Raw genomic sequence first — 20,949 nt, forward strand, 5'->3', positions numbered from 1 at the left:
CGGCTGCTATTTATAAAAAATTTTCCAAAGGTGCCGCCGTGAGCAACGCCGTTTCAACGTCGCCCAGTTTCTGGAAGCGCAATCAGCAAAAACTAGCGCCTTGGCTGTTTCTGGCTCCGGGCCTGCTGATGTTCGTCATCTATGTCCTGGTGCCTATCTTCGAGTCGATCTGGATCAGTTTTCACGACTGGGACGGAATGGGCCAGATGAGCTGGGTAGGCTTTGGCAATTATGCCGAGCTGCTTCATGACGATACCTTCTACGTATCGCTGAAAAACAACATTATCTGGCTGGTGCTGTATCTGCTGTCCATTCCGGCGGGCTTGGCGGTCGCGCTGTTCCTCAACCAGAATGTGCGCGGCATCCGGCTTTACAAGTCTTTGTTTTTCTTCCCCTTCGTCATCAGCCAGGTCGTTGTCGGCCTGATGTTCACATGGTTTTACGCCCCGGATTTCGGGCTGTTTTCCAAGCTTCTGGAATGGTTGACCGGCCAGCAGATCGCGATCTTGGCCGACGAAAACTACGTGACCTATGGCATCATCGTCGCGGGCCTGTGGCCACAGACGGCCTATTGCATGATCCTCTACCTCACTGGCCTCAACAATATCAACCCGGAACAGGTGGAAGCCGCGCGCATGGATGGTGCCAAGGGCTTCAAGCTTTTGTGGAACATCATTCTGCCGCAACTGGCCCCGGCAACCTTCATCGCCATGGTCGTGACCGTCATCGGCTCGCTGCGCTCCTTCGACCTCGTATCGGTCATGACCGCAGGCGGTCCTTACGGCTCAAGTTCGGTGCTCTCCTATTTCATGTATGAACAGGCGCTGTCGGAATACGGCTTCCGCATGGGTTATGGCGCAGCCATCGCCGTCGTTCTGTTCCTCATCATGATGATTTTCATCACGCTCTTCATCGTGCGCATGCTGAGCCAGGAAAGGAATTCCTGATGTTCCCCGCACCCATTCACAATGCATCGCCTCTCATTCAAAGAGGCTACAAAATCCTCCTGCCCATCGCGCTTATTCTGTGGCTGTTGCCTCTGATCGGCGTAGCGATCACGTCCGTCAGACCCGCTGGCGATTTTGCCGCTGGCAATTACTTCGGCATCCCCTCGGGCTTTGCGGGCGTCGAAAACTACACCGCCGTCTTCCGGGATTCACCCATCGGGCTCTATATCCTGAATTCGTTCAAGGTCACGATCCCCACGGTGATTGGCGCTGTCGCGCTCTCCTGCCTAACCGGCTTTGCGCTGGCGGTGTACAAGTTCAAGGCCAACCTGCTTTTGTTCTTCATGTTCGTGGCCGGTAACTTCATTCCGTTTCAGATCCTGATGGTTCCGGTTCGTGACATGACATTGCGCGCCGGGCTCTACGATACGACCATGGGCCTCGTGCTGTTCCATGTCGCGTTCCAGACCGGATTCTGCACGCTGTTCATGCGCAACTTCATCAAGGGCCTTCCCTTCGCGCTGATTGAATCCGCGCGGGTAGAAGGTGTCTCGGAATGGAAGATTTTCCGTTACATTGTGCTGCCGCTGATGCGTCCCGCGATTGCCGCCCTCTCCGTCCTTGTCTTTACTTTCGTCTGGAATGACTACTTCTGGGCAACCGTTCTGGTGCAGGGACAACACGCCATGCCCGTGACCGCTGGCCTCTATTCGCTGAACGGCCAGTGGGTCGCCGCGTGGCATCTGGTGTCGGCGGGCTCACTGGTGGCCGCGCTGCCGCCAGTCGCCATGTTCTTCATCATGCAAAAACACTTCATTGCCGGACTGACATTGGGAGCGACAAAGGGATGAGCCAGATCATCACAATCGGTAAAGGCAATTTCGCGCTGAACCTGCGCCTGCCAAAGCTCGGTATGCCGGAAATTGTCTCATTCGGCACGGACGCGACGGCACCCGACGCCCTGTTCGGCATTGAGCGTTCCAGCCGCGTCAACGGTATGGACGTCGCGGTCCCCTCCTCCGTTCTACTGCCAACCGGCGACATGGGCTTCTTCGGCTGGCCAGCCATCACCGGCCACCGCAATGGACGCGATTTCACGCTGCAATTCGGCTCGTGGGCGGTGGAAAGCAGCGGCAACAAGACCATTCTGCATGGTCTCGATACCGTTGCGAAAATCAATCTCTCCATCACGCTGACCGAACACGCATCCGGTCTGCTCTCGATGTCCACGGCGCTGACCAACCGCGGAGAGGCAGGTTACCATCTGAACCGTTGCATGGCCGCAACCTTCGCAGTGCCAGCGGGCGAAACGGAACTGACGAGTTTCACCGGCATGTGGGGACGCGAGTTTCAGACCCGCCAGGAGCTTCTCGGCAACGGCGTCTGGTCTCAGGAAAGCCGTCGCGGGCGCACCTCGCATGACCGCTTCCCGATGATTTTTCTTGAAAATTCAGGCAAGCGCTTCGGCGTCACCCTCGGCTGGAGTGGCAACCACCAGATCGCTATCGACCGCACGGATGATGGCCAGCGCCTGATCCATATCGGCGAGCTGTTTGAGCCGGGAGAAGTCATTCTTGGCAACGGCGAAACTTATCAAAGCCCCGTTGCCTATGCCGGGCCTCACACGGAAGCGTTTCATGCTTTCGTCCGCAGCGAGCTTCTGGACTGGCCGGACGGCAAAATGTCTCCCCGCCCGGTGACGCTCAACACTTGGGAAGGCAATTATTTCGATCACAAGATGGTATCCTTGAAGGCCCAGGCAACGGCTGCGGCAGAAATCGGCATAGAACGTTTCGTCCTCGACGACGGCTGGTTCGGCAAGCGTGATGACGATACGACGAGCCTTGGCGATTGGGACATCGACGCCCGCAAATATCCCGATGGCCTAAAGCCGCTGGTGGACCACGTGACCGGGCTTGGCATGCAGTTCGGCATCTGGTTCGAGCCTGAGATGATCAGCCCGGTGTCGGAGCTTTTCAAGAAGCACCCGGACTGGGCGTTGCAGATCGACGGCCGTCCGCTGCTGCAATCCCGCACGCAACTCGTGCTCGATCTTACCCGGAAAGAAGTTTCCGACTACCTGTTTTCTAAGATCGACGCCGTGCTGGCGAACCACGCAGTCTCCTACATCAAGTGGGACATGAACCGCGATCTGACCCATGCGGGCGGAGCCGATGGCAGGGCGAAGACCTCTGCTCAGACCCGTGCCGTTTATGCGTTGATGGATCGCGTGCGCGCTGCCCACCCGACTGTCGAGATCGAAAGCTGTGCGTCCGGTGGTGGACGCATCGATTTCGGTGCACTCAAACGCACCCATCGTGTCTGGACGTCCGATTGCACGGATGCGCTGGAGCGGCTGGAAATTCAGCGCGGCGCGTCTCTCTTCGTGCCGCCCGAAATTCTCGGAAGCCATATTTCCGCATCCCCCAATCACCAGACGGGTCGTCGCCATACACTGGCGTTTCGGGCACTGGTGGCGATGGCCTACCATATGGGTGTCGAGCTCAATCCGCTCGAACTGACGACGGTGGAGCGTGCAGAACTCAAGCTCTATATCGAGACCTATAAGCGCCTGCGGGGCCTGCTGCATGCGCCAGTCGCCAATTTCCGCATGGAGCCTGTCGATGGTCGTTACGTGTGGGGAGCGGCGAGCAAAGACAAGATCGTCGTCATCGTCGCGCAGGGGCCGCAGATGGTGGGCGAACAACCGGCACCGTTGAAACTGCCAGAAAGCATCACGAAGCTTGGCGGCACATGGACCATCACCAACACGCTTCCGGCCAAGCCGGAATTCATTCGTATTTCCGAGGGTCAGAAAAAGCTGCTCTCCGGCAACATCAGCTTCGAGCTTTCAAGCGTGGGCCTTGCAGGCCTGCCTTTGCCGATGCTGAAACCGGAAAGCGCGCTGCTCCTCGAACTGGAACCTGCAAAGGGAGGCAAGACCAATGGCTGACGTAAGCCTGCGCAACGTCAAGAAAGAGTTTGGCGCGCTCAGCGTCATCAAGGGCGTCGATCTCGACGTCAAGGATGGCGAGTTCTGCGTCTTCGTCGGCCCCTCCGGCTGCGGAAAATCGACGCTGCTGCGGATGATTGCCGGTCTCGAGCAGATCACCTCCGGGGCGCTGTCCATCGGTGGACAGGACATGACCAAGATCGGCCCATCCGAACGGGGCGTGGCCATGGTGTTCCAGTCCTATGCGCTCTACCCGCATATGACCGTGGCTGAAAACATCGGCTTCGGGCTTCGCATGACCGGCCATTCCAAGGACGTGATTGCCGAGCGGACGGCGCATGCAGCCAAACTGTTGCAGCTTGAACCGCTGCTTCAGCGCAAGCCGGGCCAGCTTTCCGGCGGCCAGCGCCAGCGTGTGGCCATTGGTCGCGCCATCGTCCGCAACCCGGAAGTTTTCCTGTTCGACGAGCCGCTGTCCAACCTCGATGCCGCCTTGCGCGTGCAGATGCGTGGCGAGCTTTCCAAGCTGCATCAGGACCTGAAGGCGACGATGATCTACGTCACCCATGATCAGGTGGAAGCCATGACCATGGCCGACAAGATCGTGGTTCTCTCTGCGGGCAAGATCGAGCAGGTGGGTTCACCGCTCGAACTCTATCACCGCCCCGCCAACCTCTTTGTGGCTGGCTTCATTGGTTCGCCAAAGATGAATGTGCTGAAAGTTCCGGCAACGAACCAGAGCGGCAAAATCATTGTGACGCTTCCCGGAAACGTGACGCTTGCTCTTGACGGTCCTGACAATGCCTCACTGACGGACGCCTCCATCGGCATTCGCCCGGAGCACATCAGTGCGACTGGCGAGGGTGACGTTGTGCTCGAAGGCACCGTGAAGCTTGCGGAATATCTTGGCTCGGAAACACTGTTCTTCGTTGAACTGGCCGATGGCTCGGAAATCTCCGTCAAGGCGGATGGTCTGGCCAGTGCCAAGCCGGGCGATACACTGAAACTCGGCATCAATGCCAAAGCATGCCACGTTTTCGACGGGCAAGGCCGTGCCATCATCAATGGGGATTTGACGCGATAATGCTGGGCGTATGTTATTATCCAGAGCACTGGGACGAGAGCCGATGGGCTGAAGATGCACGCCGCATGCGCGAAATGGGCATATCCTTCGTGCGCATCGGTGAATTCGCGTGGTCGCGCCTGGAGCCGGCGCGCGGAGAGTTGCAGTTCGACTGGCTCGACCGCGCCATGGACGTTCTCCATGCCGCGGGCCTCAAGGTCGTGCTGGGCACACCCACCGCCACGCCACCGAAATGGCTTGTCGATGAGCATCCCGACATTCTGCCCTATGGTGAAGACGGCAAGGTTCGGGGCTTCGGCTCACGTCGTCACTACACCTTTTCGTCGCAGACGTGGTGGCGGGAAAGCGCGCGGATCGTCGAGATCATTGCCAAGCGTTATGGCGAGCATCCGGGACTGACAGGCTGGCAGACGGACAATGAATATGGCTGCCATGACACGACCGCTTCCTGGGGTCCAGAAGACCTCAAGCAGTTCAAGCAATGGCTGCGCCTGCGCTATCAGTCGCCAGAACAGCTGAACGAAGCCTGGGGCTCGGTTTTCTGGTCCATGGAGCTGAACAGTTTCGATGATGTTTCGCTACCGAACCTTACAGTCACCGAAACCAACCCTGCAACGCGCCTCGATTTCTGGCGCTTCCAGTCCGATCAGGTTGCGGCCTATGACAAGATGCAGTGCGATATCATTCGCCAGCATTCGCCGAACCGCTGGATAACCCACAATTTCATGGGCTTCGTTTCGGATTTCGACCACTTCAAGGTCGGAGACAATCTCGATCTGGCAGCGTGGGACAGCTACCCAATAGGCTTTGTCGAGAAGTTTCCGTTTACGGAAAATGAGCGTAACCGCTGGGCCGAGACCTCGCATCCCGATATCGCACCCTACCATCACGACCTCTATCGCAGTGTCGGCAAAGGTCGTTTCTGGGTGATGGAACAGCAACCCGGCCCGGTCAACTGGGCACCGTGGAACCCGGTGCCGAAGCCAGGGATGGTGCGGCTGTGGACATGGGAGGCGCTGGCACACGGTGCCGAGGTCGTCAGCTACTTCCGCTGGCGGCAGGCTCCCTTTGCGCAGGAGCAGATGCATGCGGGCCTCAATATGTCCGGTTTGAACGAGCTTTCCCCCGGTGGGTTGGAAGCGCAGCAGGTCGGCAAGGAACTGGCCGCCTTCGGCAATCTGCCGGAAAGCGGGAAGGCTCAAGTTGCTCTGGTCTTCGACTACCAGAGCTATTGGACGACGATGATACAGCCGCAGGGCAAGGATTTCCGTTACGAGGAGCTTTGCTTCCGCTGGTACGAAGCCCTTCGCCGTCTTGGTCTGGATATCGATTTCGTGCGTCCAGGCGATTCGCTTGAAGGTTACGCATTGGTCGTCGTTCCCTGCATGACGGAGGTCGATGTGCCGACGGAAGCGGCTCTTGCAAAAGCGACGGGTCAGATCCTGATTGGCGCGCGGACCGGATCGCGCGACCGCAACTTTGTCATCCCGAAAAACCTGCCGCCGGGACCGCTGGGTGAACGTACAGGCAACCGCGTTCTTCAAGTGTCTACTTTGCGGCCCGGTCTGTCCGACACTGTCAATGGAGAAGTGTCCGGCGCGGCAATTCGTTGGCGCGAAACCGTCCAGACCTCGGCCAATGTGCTCGCCCGCTTCGCAAATGGCGACCCTGCGCTGACCGAGACCGACAACCTGTTGTATCTGGCATGCTGGGCAGATGAGGTTTTGCTATCCAGTGTCGTCGCACTCGCGGCGGCAAAAGCGGGCCTCAAGACTATATCGCTGCCGGATTATATCCGTATTCGCCGACGCGGAGACCTCACCTTTGCCTTCAACTATGGCACGCAGGACTGGAATATTCCGGATGGCGCGACGGTGGTGCTCGGCAGCAGCGTGCTGAAGCCACAGGCTGTTTCGGTCTGGAAAACTTGAACTTCTCCATGAAAAAAGGCGGATGCATGTGAAATGCAGCCGCCTTTTATCTTTAACCCGTATAACTTTGGCCTGTCAGGCCGCGCGACGCCGGACGTTCCTGTCCTGGGTGTCGTTATTCATTTGGAAGCCGCCCAAAAGCTCTGAAAGTCTGCGGCTTTCTTCAGCAAGGCCAGCGCCGGCTGCATTCATTTCCTCGACCATAGCCGCGTTCTGCTGGGTCACTTGATCCATGTGGTTAACGGAAGAATTGATTTCGGAAAGTCCCGTAGCCTGCTCTCTTGCCGCGGTTGCAATCGCGCCCATCTGTTCGTTGATTGCAGCGACGAGGCCTGCGATTTCCGTTAGGCCTTCGCCGGTATCGTTGACGAGTACGACGCCTTGATTGACGGCTGCTTCGGAGTTGCCGACCAGAGCTTTGATTTCCTTGGCGGCCTTGGCGGATCTTTGGGCGAGCTCGCGAACTTCCTGCGCCACCACGGCAAAGCCCTTGCCCGCCTCGCCCGCGCGGGCAGCTTCCACGCCGGCATTAAGTGCCAGAAGGTTGGTTTGGAACGCGATTTCGTCAATCACGCCAATGATCTGCCCAATCTGATTGGACGCGGTTTCGATGCGGCTCATGGCATCAACCGCGTTTGACACGACCTTGCTGGAGTTTTCCGCGCGCTCGCTTGCATTGCGCACCATTTCACGTGCCTCATTGGCCCGCTCTGATGTCTGCTTGACGTTGGTGGTGACTTCCTCCAGCGCCGCAGCGGTTTCTTCCAAAGACGCCGCCTGCTGTTCTGTTCGTTTCGATAGCTGATCGGAAGCCGAAGATATCTCATCACTGCCGCTTCGTACGCTCAGGACCGTTTTGCTGACGCTTTCGAGGGCCGAGCGCAGTTGATGGACAGAGCTGTTGAAATCGTGGCGAAGGCTCTCGAATTGTTCGCTGAACTGCTCATCCAGTTCGCACAGCAGATCGCCGGCGGCAAGCCGCTTCAGCCCGTGCGCCAGCCCGGAGGTCGCCCGTTGCAGGCGTTCTTCAGCTTCGCCTTCGGCGCGTTGCTGTATGCTGATGCGCTCTGCCTCGGCAACTTCACGTCCACGAACCGTTTCCGCTTCAAGTTCACGGTTCTGGATCGCGGCTTCGCGAAAGATTTCCACGGCGCGTGCCATATCACCGATCTCATCCTTGCGGCTCGATCCGTTGATGATGACAGACAAATCGCCGCCCGCCAGTTTACGCATTGCCTGGGTCAAGGCACCGATCGGGTTGGCAATGCGGAAAATAATGATGGAGATGACACCGATGGTCAGCCCGAGTGCGAGCAGAGTGCCGACGGCCAGAAAAATGATGGAAGTCGTCGAAGATGCCAGATTCGTCGTGGTGAGCGTCGTCATCTGCGCAAGCGAGGCAGAGGCGATATCTGCAACGGAGGCCTGAGCCGGGGCAGCAGGTTTGCGCCAGTCCTCTACGGACATGTCAAACGGTTGACCAGCTTGCGATTGCTTGATTGCGGCAATTCGCTGGTTGGCATAGGCACCGCCAAAATAGGTGGTTTGTGCCGTCCGGTGAAGCTCTTTCAGTTGGACTGGAGCAGAATCGCTGCTGATGATCTGCGTGATGACATCCCATGCAAGTGCGACCTTGGCGTCCTGAACGGCGATTTCCGCGAGTTTGTCGGAGGACAGCGGCTGCTTGGCGATGACCCCGCCAACTAGGGTGGTATTTGCCGTGCCCAGTTGTGTGCGGGCCGTCCAGGCCAATGAGCGCAACTGCGTGAACATGATCATGGACGGATCGCGAGAAATGATAGCCGCCTCGACCGTGTTTGATGCTGCTTCGAGATCAGCCAGCATAGTGTCAGCCATGCCCGTCAACTTTTTTGGGAGGGTGGCATCACGTTCGGCGACGGGGCGCGTTACGGCGCTGTCAACGCTTGTACGCGTAGCAATCCACTGGGTGTAACCACTCATGACCGGCGCAAGCGTCTGTCCGATGGCTTTATCATCGAACTGGCTGGCCACGTCCTTGACCTTGGCGAAAGCGGCGTCGATATCCTGCCGGCCAACAGTGATGTTTTTCACGCTCGATGAAACGTCAGCTGGCTCCAGCTTGAGTGCGGAAGAGACGCCGCCACGTTCTCCGCGTAGGCCAAGAAGCGTCTGGAAAAGTGCGGAATCCAGTTCGGCCAGCTTGGCAAGATGTGCGGAATTGCTTCGCTGCTCGATCTCCTTGAGCAGCCGATCGCCCATCAGGCCCATCACCAGAATACTCAATATGGCAAAGGAAATGATCAGAACTGACTTAATCGACACTTTCATTGTGGTACTCCCCAGAACCCCGAAATGGCGCAGCGCTAGAGAGCGTCGCCATGTGCCGTTACGGTTACAGGAAATATGATAAGTTTATCTTAAGTCAGGCATATAACGACCGTACACCGAAACATGTCTGACATCTTCATCGGGCGGTTTGCCCCAGACTTAGCTGATAGCTGGACTGGGGCAGAGACCTCTCAAGCAGACTTTACCCGCAGCAACCTTAAAGCATTGAGCGTTACCAGCACCGTTGCACCGGTATCTGCCAGAATTGCAGGCCAGAGACCTGTGAGGCCGATGATCGTCGTTACGAGAAACACAACCTTCAGCCCCAGCGACATGGCGATATTCTGATAAATATTGCGCATTGTGCGTTTGGACAAATCGATCATTCTGGCGATATCGGAGACGCGCCCATGCAAAATGGCAGCGTCTGCCGTTTCCAATGCGACGTCCGTACCGCCACCCATGGCAATGCCGATATCGGCGGCAGCAAGCGCTGGCGCATCATTAATGCCATCTCCAACCTTGCCGACGACAAAGCCCTGACTTTTCAGTTCTCCGACAATCCGCTGCTTGTCCTCTGGCATCAATTCGGCACGAACCTCGATACCAAGGGCCTGGCCAATCGCGTCTGCCGTGCGCTTGTTATCACCGGTCAGCATGACGATCTTCACACCGCTGTCTTTCAGCAAGGCAAGGCCCTGAACGGCATCGGCACGTGGTTCATCACGCATGGCGATGGCACCGGCGAGCTTGCCATCAACAAGCAGAACGGAAACCGTTTTGCCATCGTCGTTCAACGCGGAGATCATGTTCAGGTGCTGCTCTGGAACAGAAACCCTTTCGGCAGCGGCCCTTGGCGAGCCCAGGAATATCTCCTTACCCTCCACGACAGCCGTCACACCCTTGCCACCCAGCGCTTTCGCATCCTGCGAAACGGGAATATCGACACCATTTTCCGCAGCTTTGGCAAGAATGGAGACCGCGAGAGGGTGGCTAGATCCTGTTTCAAGCGAAGCTGCAAGACGCAGAACGTCCGCTTCCGTGAACTCGAACGGGACGATATCCGTGACCTTGGGCTTGCCCTCCGTCAACGTTCCCGTCTTATCCAACGCAATTGCCGTGAGCTTTCCAACGCCCTCGAGGACCGAACCACCTTTCATCAACAAACCGCGCCGCGCGCCCGCAGACAGTGAGGCGGCGATAGCGGCAGGTGTGGAGATGACAAGCGCGCAGGGGCAGCCGATCAACAAAATGGCCAGTCCCTTGTAAACCCACTCGTTCCAATCCGCGCCCACAACGAGAGGCGGAACCACGGCAACCAATGCTGCAACCAGCACGACCGCAGGCGTATAATATTTCGAAAAGCGGTCGATGAAGCGCTCGGTGGGTGCCTTCTTTTCCTGCGCTTCCTCAACCAGTTTCACGACCCGTGCGATGGTGTTGTCTTGCGCCGCCGCCGTGACCCGCACGCGAAGGGCAGCGTTGCCGTTTACTGTACCGGCAAAGACCGTATCATCCGGGCTCTTGTTTACCGGGACGCTTTCGCCCGTCACCGGTGCCTCGTCTACCGAGCTTTCACCGGAGACGATTATGCCATCGGCGGAGATGCGGTCACCCGGACGCACGAGAATAATGGAGCCAACGGCCAGCTTTTCCGCGGGTACCTCACGCGTCTTTCCATCTTCTTCCACAAATGCTGTTTTGGGAACGAGCGCCGCGAGCGATTTGATGCTGTCTCTGGCCTTGCCCGCAGCAACCCCTTCCAGCAATTCGCCGACGAGGAACAGGAAAACGACGGCCGCCGCTTCTTCCGTCGCATTGATGACGAGCGCTCCGATGGCGGCAATCGTCATGAGCATCTCGATGGAAAATGGTGTCCCTGCGAAAGCAGCCATGATCGCACGCCGCGCAATCGGGACGAGGCCGACAAGCATTGCAAGCGCAAATGCGTAAATTTGAATGGCTGGGAACAGATGCCCAACACCATAGGCAATAACCAGCGCTATGCCTGCCAGAATAGTCGTCCGCCCCTTTTTGCTTTTCCACCACGGTCCGCTGCTCGGCGCATGGTCATGTCCATGCAGACCTTCGACGCTCACCGTGGTCTTTTTTGATCCGTGGGATCCGTGATCGTGGTGGTCATGCTGGTGAGTGTGGTCATGGTCGTGTGTGCAGTCGGGACCACGCTCATGCAATGGTTCCGACGTGGCGGATGCGGCGGCGGCTGGAAGCTGCGCTACATCATAACCCAGCCCCGTCACCTTTTTCCCGATTGCGGTCAGGTCACTTTTCTCATCATGGCTGACGGTCATCGTACCGGCGGTAACCGAGACCGAAACGTCTTCCACACCCGGCATGCGCCGCACCGCGGTATCGATCTTGGTGGCGCAGGAAGCGCAATCCATGCCCTCGACGCGAAATCTGGTCTGCAAAGACGTACTCATATGTCATTCCTCTTGGTTATGAGCATGTCTTACGACCTCTAGCCACTAGAGCTGCAAGAACAAAAATCAACTAGTCCGCCAATGCCTGCGTTAAAGTGCACCGAGATGCGGTTGAATTGCCGATTGATGTCTCGCTACGCAAATTCTTTTCCCAAATGGCTATTCTCAAGCAAGCTTTGCCTCTTGATCATAGGAGCGTCCTTGACCTATGTTCGCTGTGTTCTCAGGGCGGGGTGTAATTCCCCACCGGCGGTATCGGGATTTATCCCGGAGCCCGCGAGCGCTTCCGGTTATGCCGGAAGGTCAGCAGATCCGGTGAGAGGCCGGAGCCGACGGTATAGTCCGGATGGAAGAGAACAAGGTGGCATATCCCGCAATCGCGGGAGAATGTTGCGTTGTTCGCCCAAGGGAAATTTGGCGTCTTAAAAACGCGAAAGTGCTGGAAACGGCATTACCCTTGAAAGGCAAGACATGACTATTTCTACAATTGAAGAAGCGGTTGCAGCCATCGCACGCGGTGACATGCTTATCGTCGTCGATGATGAAGATCGCGAAAACGAAGGCGACATCATCGTTGCTTCCGACAGCATTACCGCCGATCAGGTTGCGTTCATGATGAACCATGCGCGTGGTCTCATCTGCGTGGCCATACCAGGTGAACGTCTGGACGAACTCGACATTCCGATGATGGTGCCGCGCAATACGGAATATCACAAGACGGCATTTACCGTCTCAGTTGACTACATTCCCGGCACCACGACTGGAATTTCCGCAAGTGACCGCGCAAAGACGGTGCGCGCATTGGTTTCCCCGGATAGCAAGCCGGATGACTTTGCACGTCCGGGCCACATCTTTCCGTTGCGGGCAAACCCGCTCGGCGTTCTCGGTCGTACGGGGCATACGGAGGCTGCGGTCGATCTTTGCCGTCTGGCCGGCAAGTTCCCGTCTGGTACCATATGTGAGGTGGCAAATGACGACGGCACCATGGCGCGACTGCCGCAGTTGGAAATCTTTGCCGCACGCCATGATCTGCTTGTCGTCACGATCAAGGATCTGGTCGATTACCTGACGGTGCGCGAGCATGGAGACATTGCCGAAAAACAGGTCGCCTGATCTGGTCAGTATACACAACGTAAAAATGCACCCTGACAGGGCGCATTTTTGTTTGGGCTGTTAGTTGGGGTAGCGCGAGGCGTACCAGGCCTTGAACAAGGCATATTGGTTTTCCAGCTGGCGGCGTTGCGAGGCACTGAGCTCGTCCGTTTCGTTGAAGTGCAGAGTGTACTCGGCGTCACCGTTTAGAACCATCAGATACTTGTAGTGAAGCACGAGGTCCGGACCTTCATCATAGGCAGAGAGAACGGTGAGTGCCTCTTCAAGTTCGCGCGCTTCGCGGCGCGATGCGGCGTCACCCTTTGCGGCTTTTTCACACAATGAAACGAGGTGAAGCACCTCTTTGGGAAGCGCATTGCCGATGCCGGTTATGGCACCACCAGCACCGCAATTGACGAAGCCGTGATAAACGCCGGTATCGACACCCACCATCAGCGTCAGATCATCATCACCTGCGGTGATGTTTTCAGCAGCATAGGTCATATCCGCCTTGCCACCGAATTCCTTGAAGCCGATCAGGTTGCTAAAGCGCGAGCGAAGATCGAAGAACAGATCGGCGCGTGTCGCAAAGCCATAATACGGGCTGTTGTAAATGACAGCAGGCAAACCGTCTGCCGCTTCGAGAATGGCGGAGAAATGTGCCTTCTGCGCTGACGAAGACGAACCGCGAGACAGGACGCGGGGAATAACCATCAGCCCCTTGGCACCAACCTTGGCGGCATGCGCTGCATGGCTGACCGCAGAGTTGGTGTTGATCGCACCCGTGCCAACGATTACGGGAATGCCGGCTTCGGCAAGACGCTTCACGCCTTCCTGGCGCTGCTCATCCGTCAGAAGTGGCCAGTCGCCCATCGAGCCGCAATAGACAACCGCTGACATGCCAGCAGCGATGAGATCCTTGCCCTTTTTGACAAGGCCATCGAAATCGGGCGTACGGTCCGCATTGCACGGCGTCATCAAAGCGGGAATGCAGCCAGAAAAAATCGTGTCAGCCATGTCCTGTAACCTCTGTTCATCCTAGAGCACAAATGCCCAAAACCAATCATGATCAGTTCAATATCACGGCGATCATTCTTTGTCGACAAATAAAATACATGAACTGATGGCAAGTGAGTACACCAAGCACCGACGCGCCCATCTTAATATCTAGAGAGAAATATCCACGCTTTGACGAGTATCCGCTGCGATATAGGAGCGAATTTGCTGGACGATCTGGTCGGCATGGGCAACAGCAATGTGGTCGGCTTTCTCCACGTCGCGCTCTATGATGGCCTGGATCATATCCTCATGTTCCGTTACGTAATGGCGTGGCAACACATCATTGAATGAGGAATAATAAAGGCGAAGAATGCGCCGACCCTCATCGAGCAACCGCGTGAAAAGCTCCGTGTAGTGCCGGTTGCGGCCTGCCCAGGCGATAGCGAGGTGGAAATCCCTATTGGTGGAAATCATGGCAAGAACGTCGCGCTCGGTCACGGATGTTTCGAAGGATTTCTGAAACGCTCTGATGGTAACGATATCTTCTTCGGTGTGATTTGCCGCCGCCAGTCGTGTCGTGACGCGATACATCAACGTCAGCGCGTCGAAAAATTCAGGCAGGCCCAGAAAGTCGATCTGCGACACGATCGTTGCACGGTTCGTCAGCGTGGTGATCAGACCCTCGGCAGACAGCTTGACCAGAGCCTCCCGAATGGGTGTTCGCGACAGCTCGAAGCGTTCGGAAAGCTGGACCTCGTCAATCGGACTTCCAGGGGCAAGCTTAAGCTCTATGATTTCGTTGCGCAGCGTCTCATAGACCGTCGCGACGCCAAATCCTCTGCGATGCGTCTGCTTCTCTCTGTCATCAAGCTTTTCGTTCGCAATCATCCCGCATCCCCGCAACCACATAGATATGTCCGTTTACGATATTCGGTGGGATAACGGAATGCCCTAAAACCTATCCGCGCAGAGCAACGTCTTACGCCGCGGAAACAGGCATGGAGAATGTGAACCTGGTTTCGACATCGTCGGAATGGACGGCAATCGTGCCCTTGTGAGCCTTTGCGATTTCAGAGGCGATATAGAGGCCGAGGCCAAGGCCTTGCATGCTGGGTCGCAGATCGCCCCGGCGGAATGGCTGAAAAAGCTTATCGAGCATATCCACAGGGATTGGCACCCCGTGATTGCTGACGGAAAGCTGCAGATGCCCCTCGTGAATAAACCCACGGATTCCAACGGTCCCGTTCTCGACACCATGGGTCAAAGCATTCGAAACAAGATTGGAAAACATCTGCGCCATCCGAAGGCGGTCGATCAGCACCGGGACAGGAATGTCGAAATCGGCATCGATGTTGCGTTCGGGATGCGCAACGCGAAGCTCATCGATGACGTGAGACAGCGTTGTTGAGAGGTCGTGTTCAGAAATCTCGAGAGAAATACCACCGCCCAGTCTCGCCCGGGCCAAATCCATAACATTGTCGACCAATCCACCCATGCGGGCGATGCTGGACTTCATCAACTTCAGAACCAGTGGGCTGCGCTCGGTCCACCCCTCTTTGAGCAGGCGGGACGTGCCAGCATCCACGGCAGCAATCGGGTTGCGCAGGTCGTGGCCGAGAACGGCGATGAACTGTTCGCGCAGTTCGGAGACCTGTTGTTCCCGCACCAACAAATCCTGCGTCAGCTTCAGCCTTTCATCTGCATCCAGATGATGGGCGATCAGTTCGGCAAAAAGCTTGAAGGTACCCAGGACCTGGGGATTGTTGACCTTGGCCGGATTTGGATCGATAGCACATAACGAGCCGAAGAACTGGCCGTTGGACAGGATGATGGGTACGGATATATAGCTTCGTAACCCGTAGATACGCGGCGTGTGGTGATCCTTATATAAAGGGTCCACGGCAGAATCATCGAACACGACCGCCTCTCGGTGGTCGCGGATTTCATTGCACAGTGTACTTTCTATCGGCAGTTCATCGCCCGGCTTAAGACCAAAACCGAGGTGATCGAGTGACTGGCAGGTGATCCACCTGTCTTTAGTCACTCTGGCAACGGCGGCAAAACCCATTCCCGTCATGCGCAAAACGACGTCGAGAATGGTGGGAACCGCCGCGATGCCCCCGACACGCTCGATGTCTTTCGAAAAATCACCCTGGTCATCGCTATAATCCGGCAAAAGGCTGCGGGCCTGCGCCAGATCGCTGGAAAGCGAGCCGATCAGATCGACGGTTTCAAAGGCGGATGTGGCAGCACTGGCCAAAGCCTCCAGTGTCTCGATTTCCCACTGGCTCGGCTCATAGGGGTTTGACCAATAGGCACCAATCGCACCCACGGGGTTATTCGCTCCGACAGGAGCCATAACCAGCGCTTTGACAAAAGTATCGACATAAAGATCGTGCGGTATACGCTCGTCCTTGAAGATGTCTGGAACGACCGCCGTTTTCCCATGTATCATGACCCAGCCGCTGATGCAGGCGGAGGTCGAAAACCGCTGCCCCTTCCAAAGCGGCCCGACGGCGTCCTCTTCCACGTAGTAGCAAAGGTCGCCATCCCTGCGGATGATCGCTATTCCCTGACACCCAATCAAGGCGCGCGCCGATGCCTTGACGGCCTCAATAACCTCGTCTTGCGTCCGAGCTCCTGCGATCCTGGCCGTTGCCTCGGTCAAACTTGAAAGTGATGTCAACGAGATCGATGTAAATTCATGCAATGCCATGTCGGTCGTCTTTCCCGGAACTATGGCCGTGTTGCATGAGAGATTAGCACCATTGCACATGTCCGCAAATAGATCAAACGCATGATATTACAAGCCCATTCCTGAAAATCATCCTTATCGGTGACTACTCCGTGACGGCCTTGTGCTGCTTGGTCTTCCACAGCGACTTCAAAAAGTCCGAAAACCGCTCCACTTCGACAAATATGACAGGTGTCATGAACAGCGTCAGTATCTGGCTGACGATGAGCCCGCCCACGACAGCGATGCCGAGTGGTTGACGAAGCTCCGAACTCGCCCCCGTACCCAAAGCGATGGGGAGAGCCCCGAAAAGGGCGCAGAATGTCGTCATCATGATGGGCCGAAGACGGCGCACTGCCGCTTCATGGATAGCCTCCAGCGTTGGCATTTTCTCGTCACGCTGCAACGTCAGCGCCACATCGATCATCATGATCGCGTTCTTTTTGACGATACCGATCAGCATCAACAGCCCGATGAGCGCGATGATGGAAAGATCGAAGCCGAACAGTTTGAGTGTAAGCAGCGCGCCAAACGCCGCCGAAGGCAGGCCTGACAGGATTGTCAACGGATGCAGGAAGCTCTCATAAAACACGCCCAGGACGATGTAGATGGTAAGAATGGCCGCGCCGATGAGCAATCCGGTGCTGTCACTCGTCTGTTTGAATATCTGGGCCGCGCCCGCCAGACTGGTGGTCACCGTCGTGGGAAGCTGTATCTGCTGCTTGATCGCATCCAGTTGCGCCGTGGCTGTTCCCAGCGCCACGCCCGCTGGAAGGTTAAAGGACAGAGTGACGGCGGTGAGCTGGCCAGTCTGGTTGACGGTAACCGGGCCAGATACGCGCGTAATCTTGGCAAAGCTCAACAGCGGCACCAGCGTGCCGGACGTCGAGCCCACTTTAAGCGCCCCGAGCGACTGCTCGTTCCATTCTATCGACTGGTCGTATTCGATGATAACGTCGTAGCTGTTACCGGTCGTCTGAATCTGCGTCGCCACGTAGCTGCCGAACGCGGCTTCAAGTGTCGTTCGCAGGGCTTGTGATGTCACGCCAAGGCTGTTTGCCCGGTCATGATCCACCTCGATGTGCGCCTGTAAAGCGTTGTCTTGCAAATCGGAAGCGACATCGACGAAGTGCGCGCTATCTGCCCGCATAGCGTCACCAAGCGTCTGCGACCATTGGCGTGCTGCCGACGCATCGATGGACTGCAATACGACCTGGTAAAGGCTCTGGGTGCTTCGTCCACCAAAACGCAGACTTTGCTGCGGCGTAATGAATGTTTTCAGACCAGCAATACCGGACAGCGCACGCCGCAATGTGCCCAACGTGACCTCAAGCGCTGGCCTGTTGTCCGCAGGTTTGAGCTGCACGAGAAGTGTACCGGAATTCAGCGCCGACCCGCCAGGGCCCGACCCCAGTGTAGACGTGACATGAGCAACGGCTGGATCGGCCGACAGGATGTCGGCGGCTTGCGTTTGTAGTACGCTCATTGCCTTATAGGAGATGTCCTGCCGAGCCTGCGTCGAGACCGTCAACAGACCGATGTCCTCCGTCGGAAAGAAGCTGCGCGCAAGGCTTGAAAACATCCAGCCAGAGCCGATCAACGTCAGCACGAACATCACGATGACGACGAATCGATGCGTGAGGCACCAGCCAACCGACCGACCGTAAGCGTCCGTTGCCCGGTCGAACAGGGTCTTCTTGGGGTTCTCCGGCGCGTCGTGGTGCGGCAAACGGGCAGCAAGCATAGGCGTGACCGTGAGCGAGACGACGGCAGACGACATGATGGCAAGCGTGACGACAACGCCGAATTCATTCAACACACGACCAACGATTCCGCCCATTAGCAGGATCGGCAGAAACACCGCGACCAGCGAAATCGACATAGAGATGATGGTGCCGGTGACCTCGCTGCTGCCTTCGATCGCAGCCTGGAAAGGCGGCATGCCCTCTTCGACTTTGCGGACAATATTTTCCAGCATCACGATGGCATCATCCACCACCAGACCGACCGACAGCGTCAGCCCCAGAAGCGAGATATTGTCGATCGAAAATCCCAACGCGTACATCGCACCAAGTGTTGCCACCAGTGACAGAGGCACGGCCAACCCAGGTATCAACGTTGCCCATACCTGACGCAGAAACAGGTAGATGACCAGGATCACGAGGCCGAGCGTCACCATGAGCGTCACTTCGACATCGTCAACGGCGGCGCGGATCGAAACCGACGCATCATTGACGACATTGATGTGCATATTCGCAGGCAGACTTGTTTGCAATTCAGGGAGTTTCGCCTTGATGGCGTCAACGACGGCCACGGTGTTTGCACCCGGCTGACGTTGCACTGACAGGACGATGGCTGGCGTACCATCTAGCCAACTACCCTGATTGACCACCTCCACACTGTCCTTCACGGTTGCAACGTCCTGCAACCGGACGACGCGACCATTGGGATTAGCGATGATCAACGTACGGAACGAAGCGGCGTCTACGCGTTGAGTAGATGCATCGAGCGTCAGCGCTTGCGATGAGTTCTGCAGCGTTCCGATGGGGGATTGATCGTTGGAGGCGGCCAGCGTCGAGGACAGGCTATCCAGCGACAATCCACGGCTGGAAAGTTTCGACGGATCGACCTCCACCCGCACGGCATAGGTTTTCGCGCCATATATCTGCGCCTGAGCCACGCCTGATATTGTCGACAAGGCGGGTGAAATGACATTTTCGGCCAGATCATCCATCTTCGTCAGATTGGCACCATCACCGGTCAATGCAAGAATGATCACCGCGGCGTCAGCAGGGTTCGCTTTGCGGTAACTCGGTGTAGACGTCATATTGTCAGGCAGTTGCCGTTGCGCGCGTGCAATTGCCGCCTGCACATCCGCTGCTGCTGCATCGATGTTGCGTGACAGGTTGAACTGGATCGTGATCTGCGTGTTGCCGAGCGATGAGCTGGCCGTGATCGTATCGATACCGGCAATGGTTTCGAATTGCTTGATGAGTGGCGTTGCGACCGAACTCGCCATGGTGTCGGGTGCTGCGCCCGCAAGCTGTGCGTTGACGTTGATGGTCGGGAAATCTGCCTGCGGAAGCGCCGCAACGGGCAGGTTTTTGTAAGCAGATGCACCGGCTATCAATACGCCGATGATCAGCAGGATCGTCGCAACGGGTCGCCGGATGAAAATCTCAGAAATATTCATGGTGCAACACCGTTGGCTGTCTTGGCCTTCGGAGCGGTGCCATGTGTCTGGTCATTGACGGTGACATGACTACCTTCCGTCAGGCTTGCCTGCCCTTCGATGACGACCGTCTCGCCATCCGCCAGGCCTTCGGAGACACCGGCGACGCCACCGTTGCTCAGCGCAAGCGTGACCTTTCGCAACTCAATCGTATTGTCGGCACGAACGACGAAGCAAACATATCCATCGCCGCGCGGCTGAAGAGCAACCAGTGGTATCGTCACCAGATTGTCGATCTTGCCGGCGTTGACCGTGACATTCAAAAATTGTCCGGGCCAGAATGTTTCCGCATCGTTGTCGAGCTTTACACGCAGCTTGAAAGTACCAGATGCAGAATCGATGGTGTTGTCGATAAAGACGATGTTGCCAGAACCGGCTGCCTTGTCGCTCTTAGACTGCGTTGGATAAACGTCCGCGGTCAGATTTTTATTGGCTATATTGGCGCGTACGAGATCAAGATCGGGTTCCGGCAGCGTAAACTCGGCATAAACTGGCTTCATCTGCGTCAACATCACGACACTGGTACCCGGAGCGACATAGGCACCCGCCGACAGAAGTACAGCACCCAGTTTACCATCAAAAGGCGCACGGATCTGGTTTTGCGACAACACGACGTTGTCGGCTGCGATATTTGCCTGATCGACCGAAATGGTAGCAGCAGCTTGCTTGACCGTGGCACCGGCATCACTGAGTTGCTGCTGGGTATCGACGCCGGACTTGCTAAGCGCCTCGACGCGGCTCAGTGTGTTATTCGCCGCGTCCAGCACGGCCTGATCCTTGGCGAGCTGCGCCTGATCGCGCTCTATATTGGCTTTAATCGTGCGGTCATCTAGCTGAACCAGCAGATCTCCGGCCTTGACCTCTGCGCCATCGCGGGCGAGCACACTCGCCACAATGCCGGAAATCGGGCTGGTCAAAGCGGTTTGCGCAACCGGAACGATAGAGCCGATTGTCTGACGTACGACCGGCATAGAGCCGGCCTTGGCAACTGCAACTTTTACCGTCGTAGTCCGTGCTCCAGCCTGCCCGCCCCCGGCATGTTTTCCACCATTCTTCGATTGCGCGTCTGTCGAGGCATGGTTATCCGAAGACTTGACCGCCGTCTGTGATGCCCAAGCAGGTAGATAAGGCTCCAGCGCCTCACGGTTGATGAAGAGCAGAGCAGAGATCACGGCAATCAGCACGACTGTAATGACATATTTCATGCAGAAGTCCTTTGGACA

Annotated in this window: 13 protein-coding genes and 1 riboswitch; of the genes, 6 read left to right on the forward strand and 7 right to left on the reverse strand. The window is 56.9% G+C overall.

Annotation, left to right across the window (positions count from 1 at the left end):
- The first annotated feature begins 38 nt into the window (after window positions 1–38).
- The 5 genes from CPJ18_RS18365 to CPJ18_RS18385 are packed head-to-tail and all read left to right on the forward strand — an operon-like array spanning window position 39 to window position 6,915.
- Complete coding sequence (locus CPJ18_RS18365; protein WP_103659604.1) at window positions 39–947, forward strand: carbohydrate ABC transporter permease; 909 nt, start codon at window positions 39–41, stop codon at window positions 945–947.
- The gene (locus CPJ18_RS18370) at window positions 947–1,798 is read left to right on the forward strand and encodes a carbohydrate ABC transporter permease (RefSeq protein ID WP_103659605.1); all 852 of its coding nucleotides are present in this window, start codon (window positions 947–949) and stop codon (window positions 1,796–1,798) included. Before CPJ18_RS18365 ends, CPJ18_RS18370 begins: the two co-directional genes overlap by 1 nt.
- Entirely contained in the window at window positions 1,795–3,900 is a 2,106-nt protein-coding gene (locus tag CPJ18_RS18375) for an alpha-galactosidase (RefSeq protein WP_103659606.1), read from the forward strand. Before CPJ18_RS18370 ends, CPJ18_RS18375 begins: the two co-directional genes overlap by 4 nt.
- On the forward strand, window positions 3,893–4,984 hold the full coding sequence (locus CPJ18_RS18380; RefSeq protein WP_103659607.1) for an ABC transporter ATP-binding protein: 1,092 nt from the start codon (window positions 3,893–3,895) through the stop codon (window positions 4,982–4,984). Before CPJ18_RS18375 ends, CPJ18_RS18380 begins: the two co-directional genes overlap by 8 nt.
- Window positions 4,984–6,915, forward strand: coding sequence for a beta-galactosidase (locus CPJ18_RS18385; protein WP_103659608.1), 1,932 nt, complete (start codon window positions 4,984–4,986; stop codon window positions 6,913–6,915). The genes CPJ18_RS18380 and CPJ18_RS18385 overlap by 1 nt, the downstream gene beginning before the upstream one ends.
- Window positions 6,916–6,990: 75 nt before the next feature.
- Here CPJ18_RS18385 and CPJ18_RS18390 read toward each other — a convergent pair whose 3' ends face one another.
- Window positions 6,991–9,225, reverse strand: coding sequence for a methyl-accepting chemotaxis protein (locus CPJ18_RS18390; protein WP_103659609.1), 2,235 nt, complete (start codon window positions 9,223–9,225; stop codon window positions 6,991–6,993).
- 191 nt (window positions 9,226–9,416) lie between these two features.
- The gene (locus CPJ18_RS18395) at window positions 9,417–11,669 is read right to left on the reverse strand and encodes a heavy metal translocating P-type ATPase (RefSeq protein WP_103659610.1); all 2,253 of its coding nucleotides are present in this window, start codon (window positions 11,667–11,669) and stop codon (window positions 9,417–9,419) included.
- A gap of 215 nt (window positions 11,670–11,884) precedes the next feature.
- A riboswitch (FMN riboswitch) is annotated at window positions 11,885–12,031 on the forward strand.
- A gap of 109 nt (window positions 12,032–12,140) precedes the next feature.
- Here CPJ18_RS18395 and ribB point away from each other — a divergent pair.
- Complete coding sequence (ribB, locus tag CPJ18_RS18400; RefSeq protein WP_103659611.1) at window positions 12,141–12,782, forward strand: 3,4-dihydroxy-2-butanone-4-phosphate synthase; 642 nt, start codon at window positions 12,141–12,143, stop codon at window positions 12,780–12,782.
- Window positions 12,783–12,842: 60 nt separating this feature from the next.
- Here ribB and CPJ18_RS18405 read toward each other — a convergent pair whose 3' ends face one another.
- The 5 genes from CPJ18_RS18405 to CPJ18_RS18425 form a co-directional block, all read right to left on the reverse strand.
- Window positions 12,843–13,778 carry a dihydrodipicolinate synthase family protein gene (locus CPJ18_RS18405; RefSeq protein WP_103659612.1) on the reverse strand — a complete coding sequence of 312 codons (936 nt, stop codon included), beginning with the start codon at window positions 13,776–13,778 and terminating at the stop codon, window positions 12,843–12,845.
- A gap of 150 nt (window positions 13,779–13,928) precedes the next feature.
- Window positions 13,929–14,648: a GntR family transcriptional regulator gene (locus CPJ18_RS18410; protein WP_103659613.1), complete on the reverse strand. Its 720-nt coding sequence runs from the start codon at window positions 14,646–14,648 to the stop codon at window positions 13,929–13,931.
- A 91-nt stretch (window positions 14,649–14,739) separates the two neighbouring features.
- Complete coding sequence (locus CPJ18_RS27550; RefSeq protein WP_103659722.1) at window positions 14,740–16,476, reverse strand: sensor histidine kinase; 1,737 nt, start codon at window positions 16,474–16,476, stop codon at window positions 14,740–14,742.
- Window positions 16,477–16,600: 124 nt separating this feature from the next.
- Window positions 16,601–19,687 (reverse strand): efflux RND transporter permease subunit, encoded by a 3,087-nt coding sequence (locus CPJ18_RS18420; RefSeq protein ID WP_077105181.1) that lies wholly within the window; start codon window positions 19,685–19,687, stop codon window positions 16,601–16,603.
- Window positions 19,684–20,931, reverse strand: coding sequence for an efflux RND transporter periplasmic adaptor subunit (locus CPJ18_RS18425; RefSeq protein WP_103659614.1), 1,248 nt, complete (start codon window positions 20,929–20,931; stop codon window positions 19,684–19,686). Before CPJ18_RS18425 ends, CPJ18_RS18420 begins: the two co-directional genes overlap by 4 nt.
- Window positions 20,932–20,949 lie beyond the last annotated feature (18 nt).

The organism is Agrobacterium rosae (assembly GCF_002915175.1).
In the GTDB taxonomy this organism is placed as follows: domain Bacteria; phylum Pseudomonadota; class Alphaproteobacteria; order Rhizobiales; family Rhizobiaceae; genus Agrobacterium; species Agrobacterium rosae.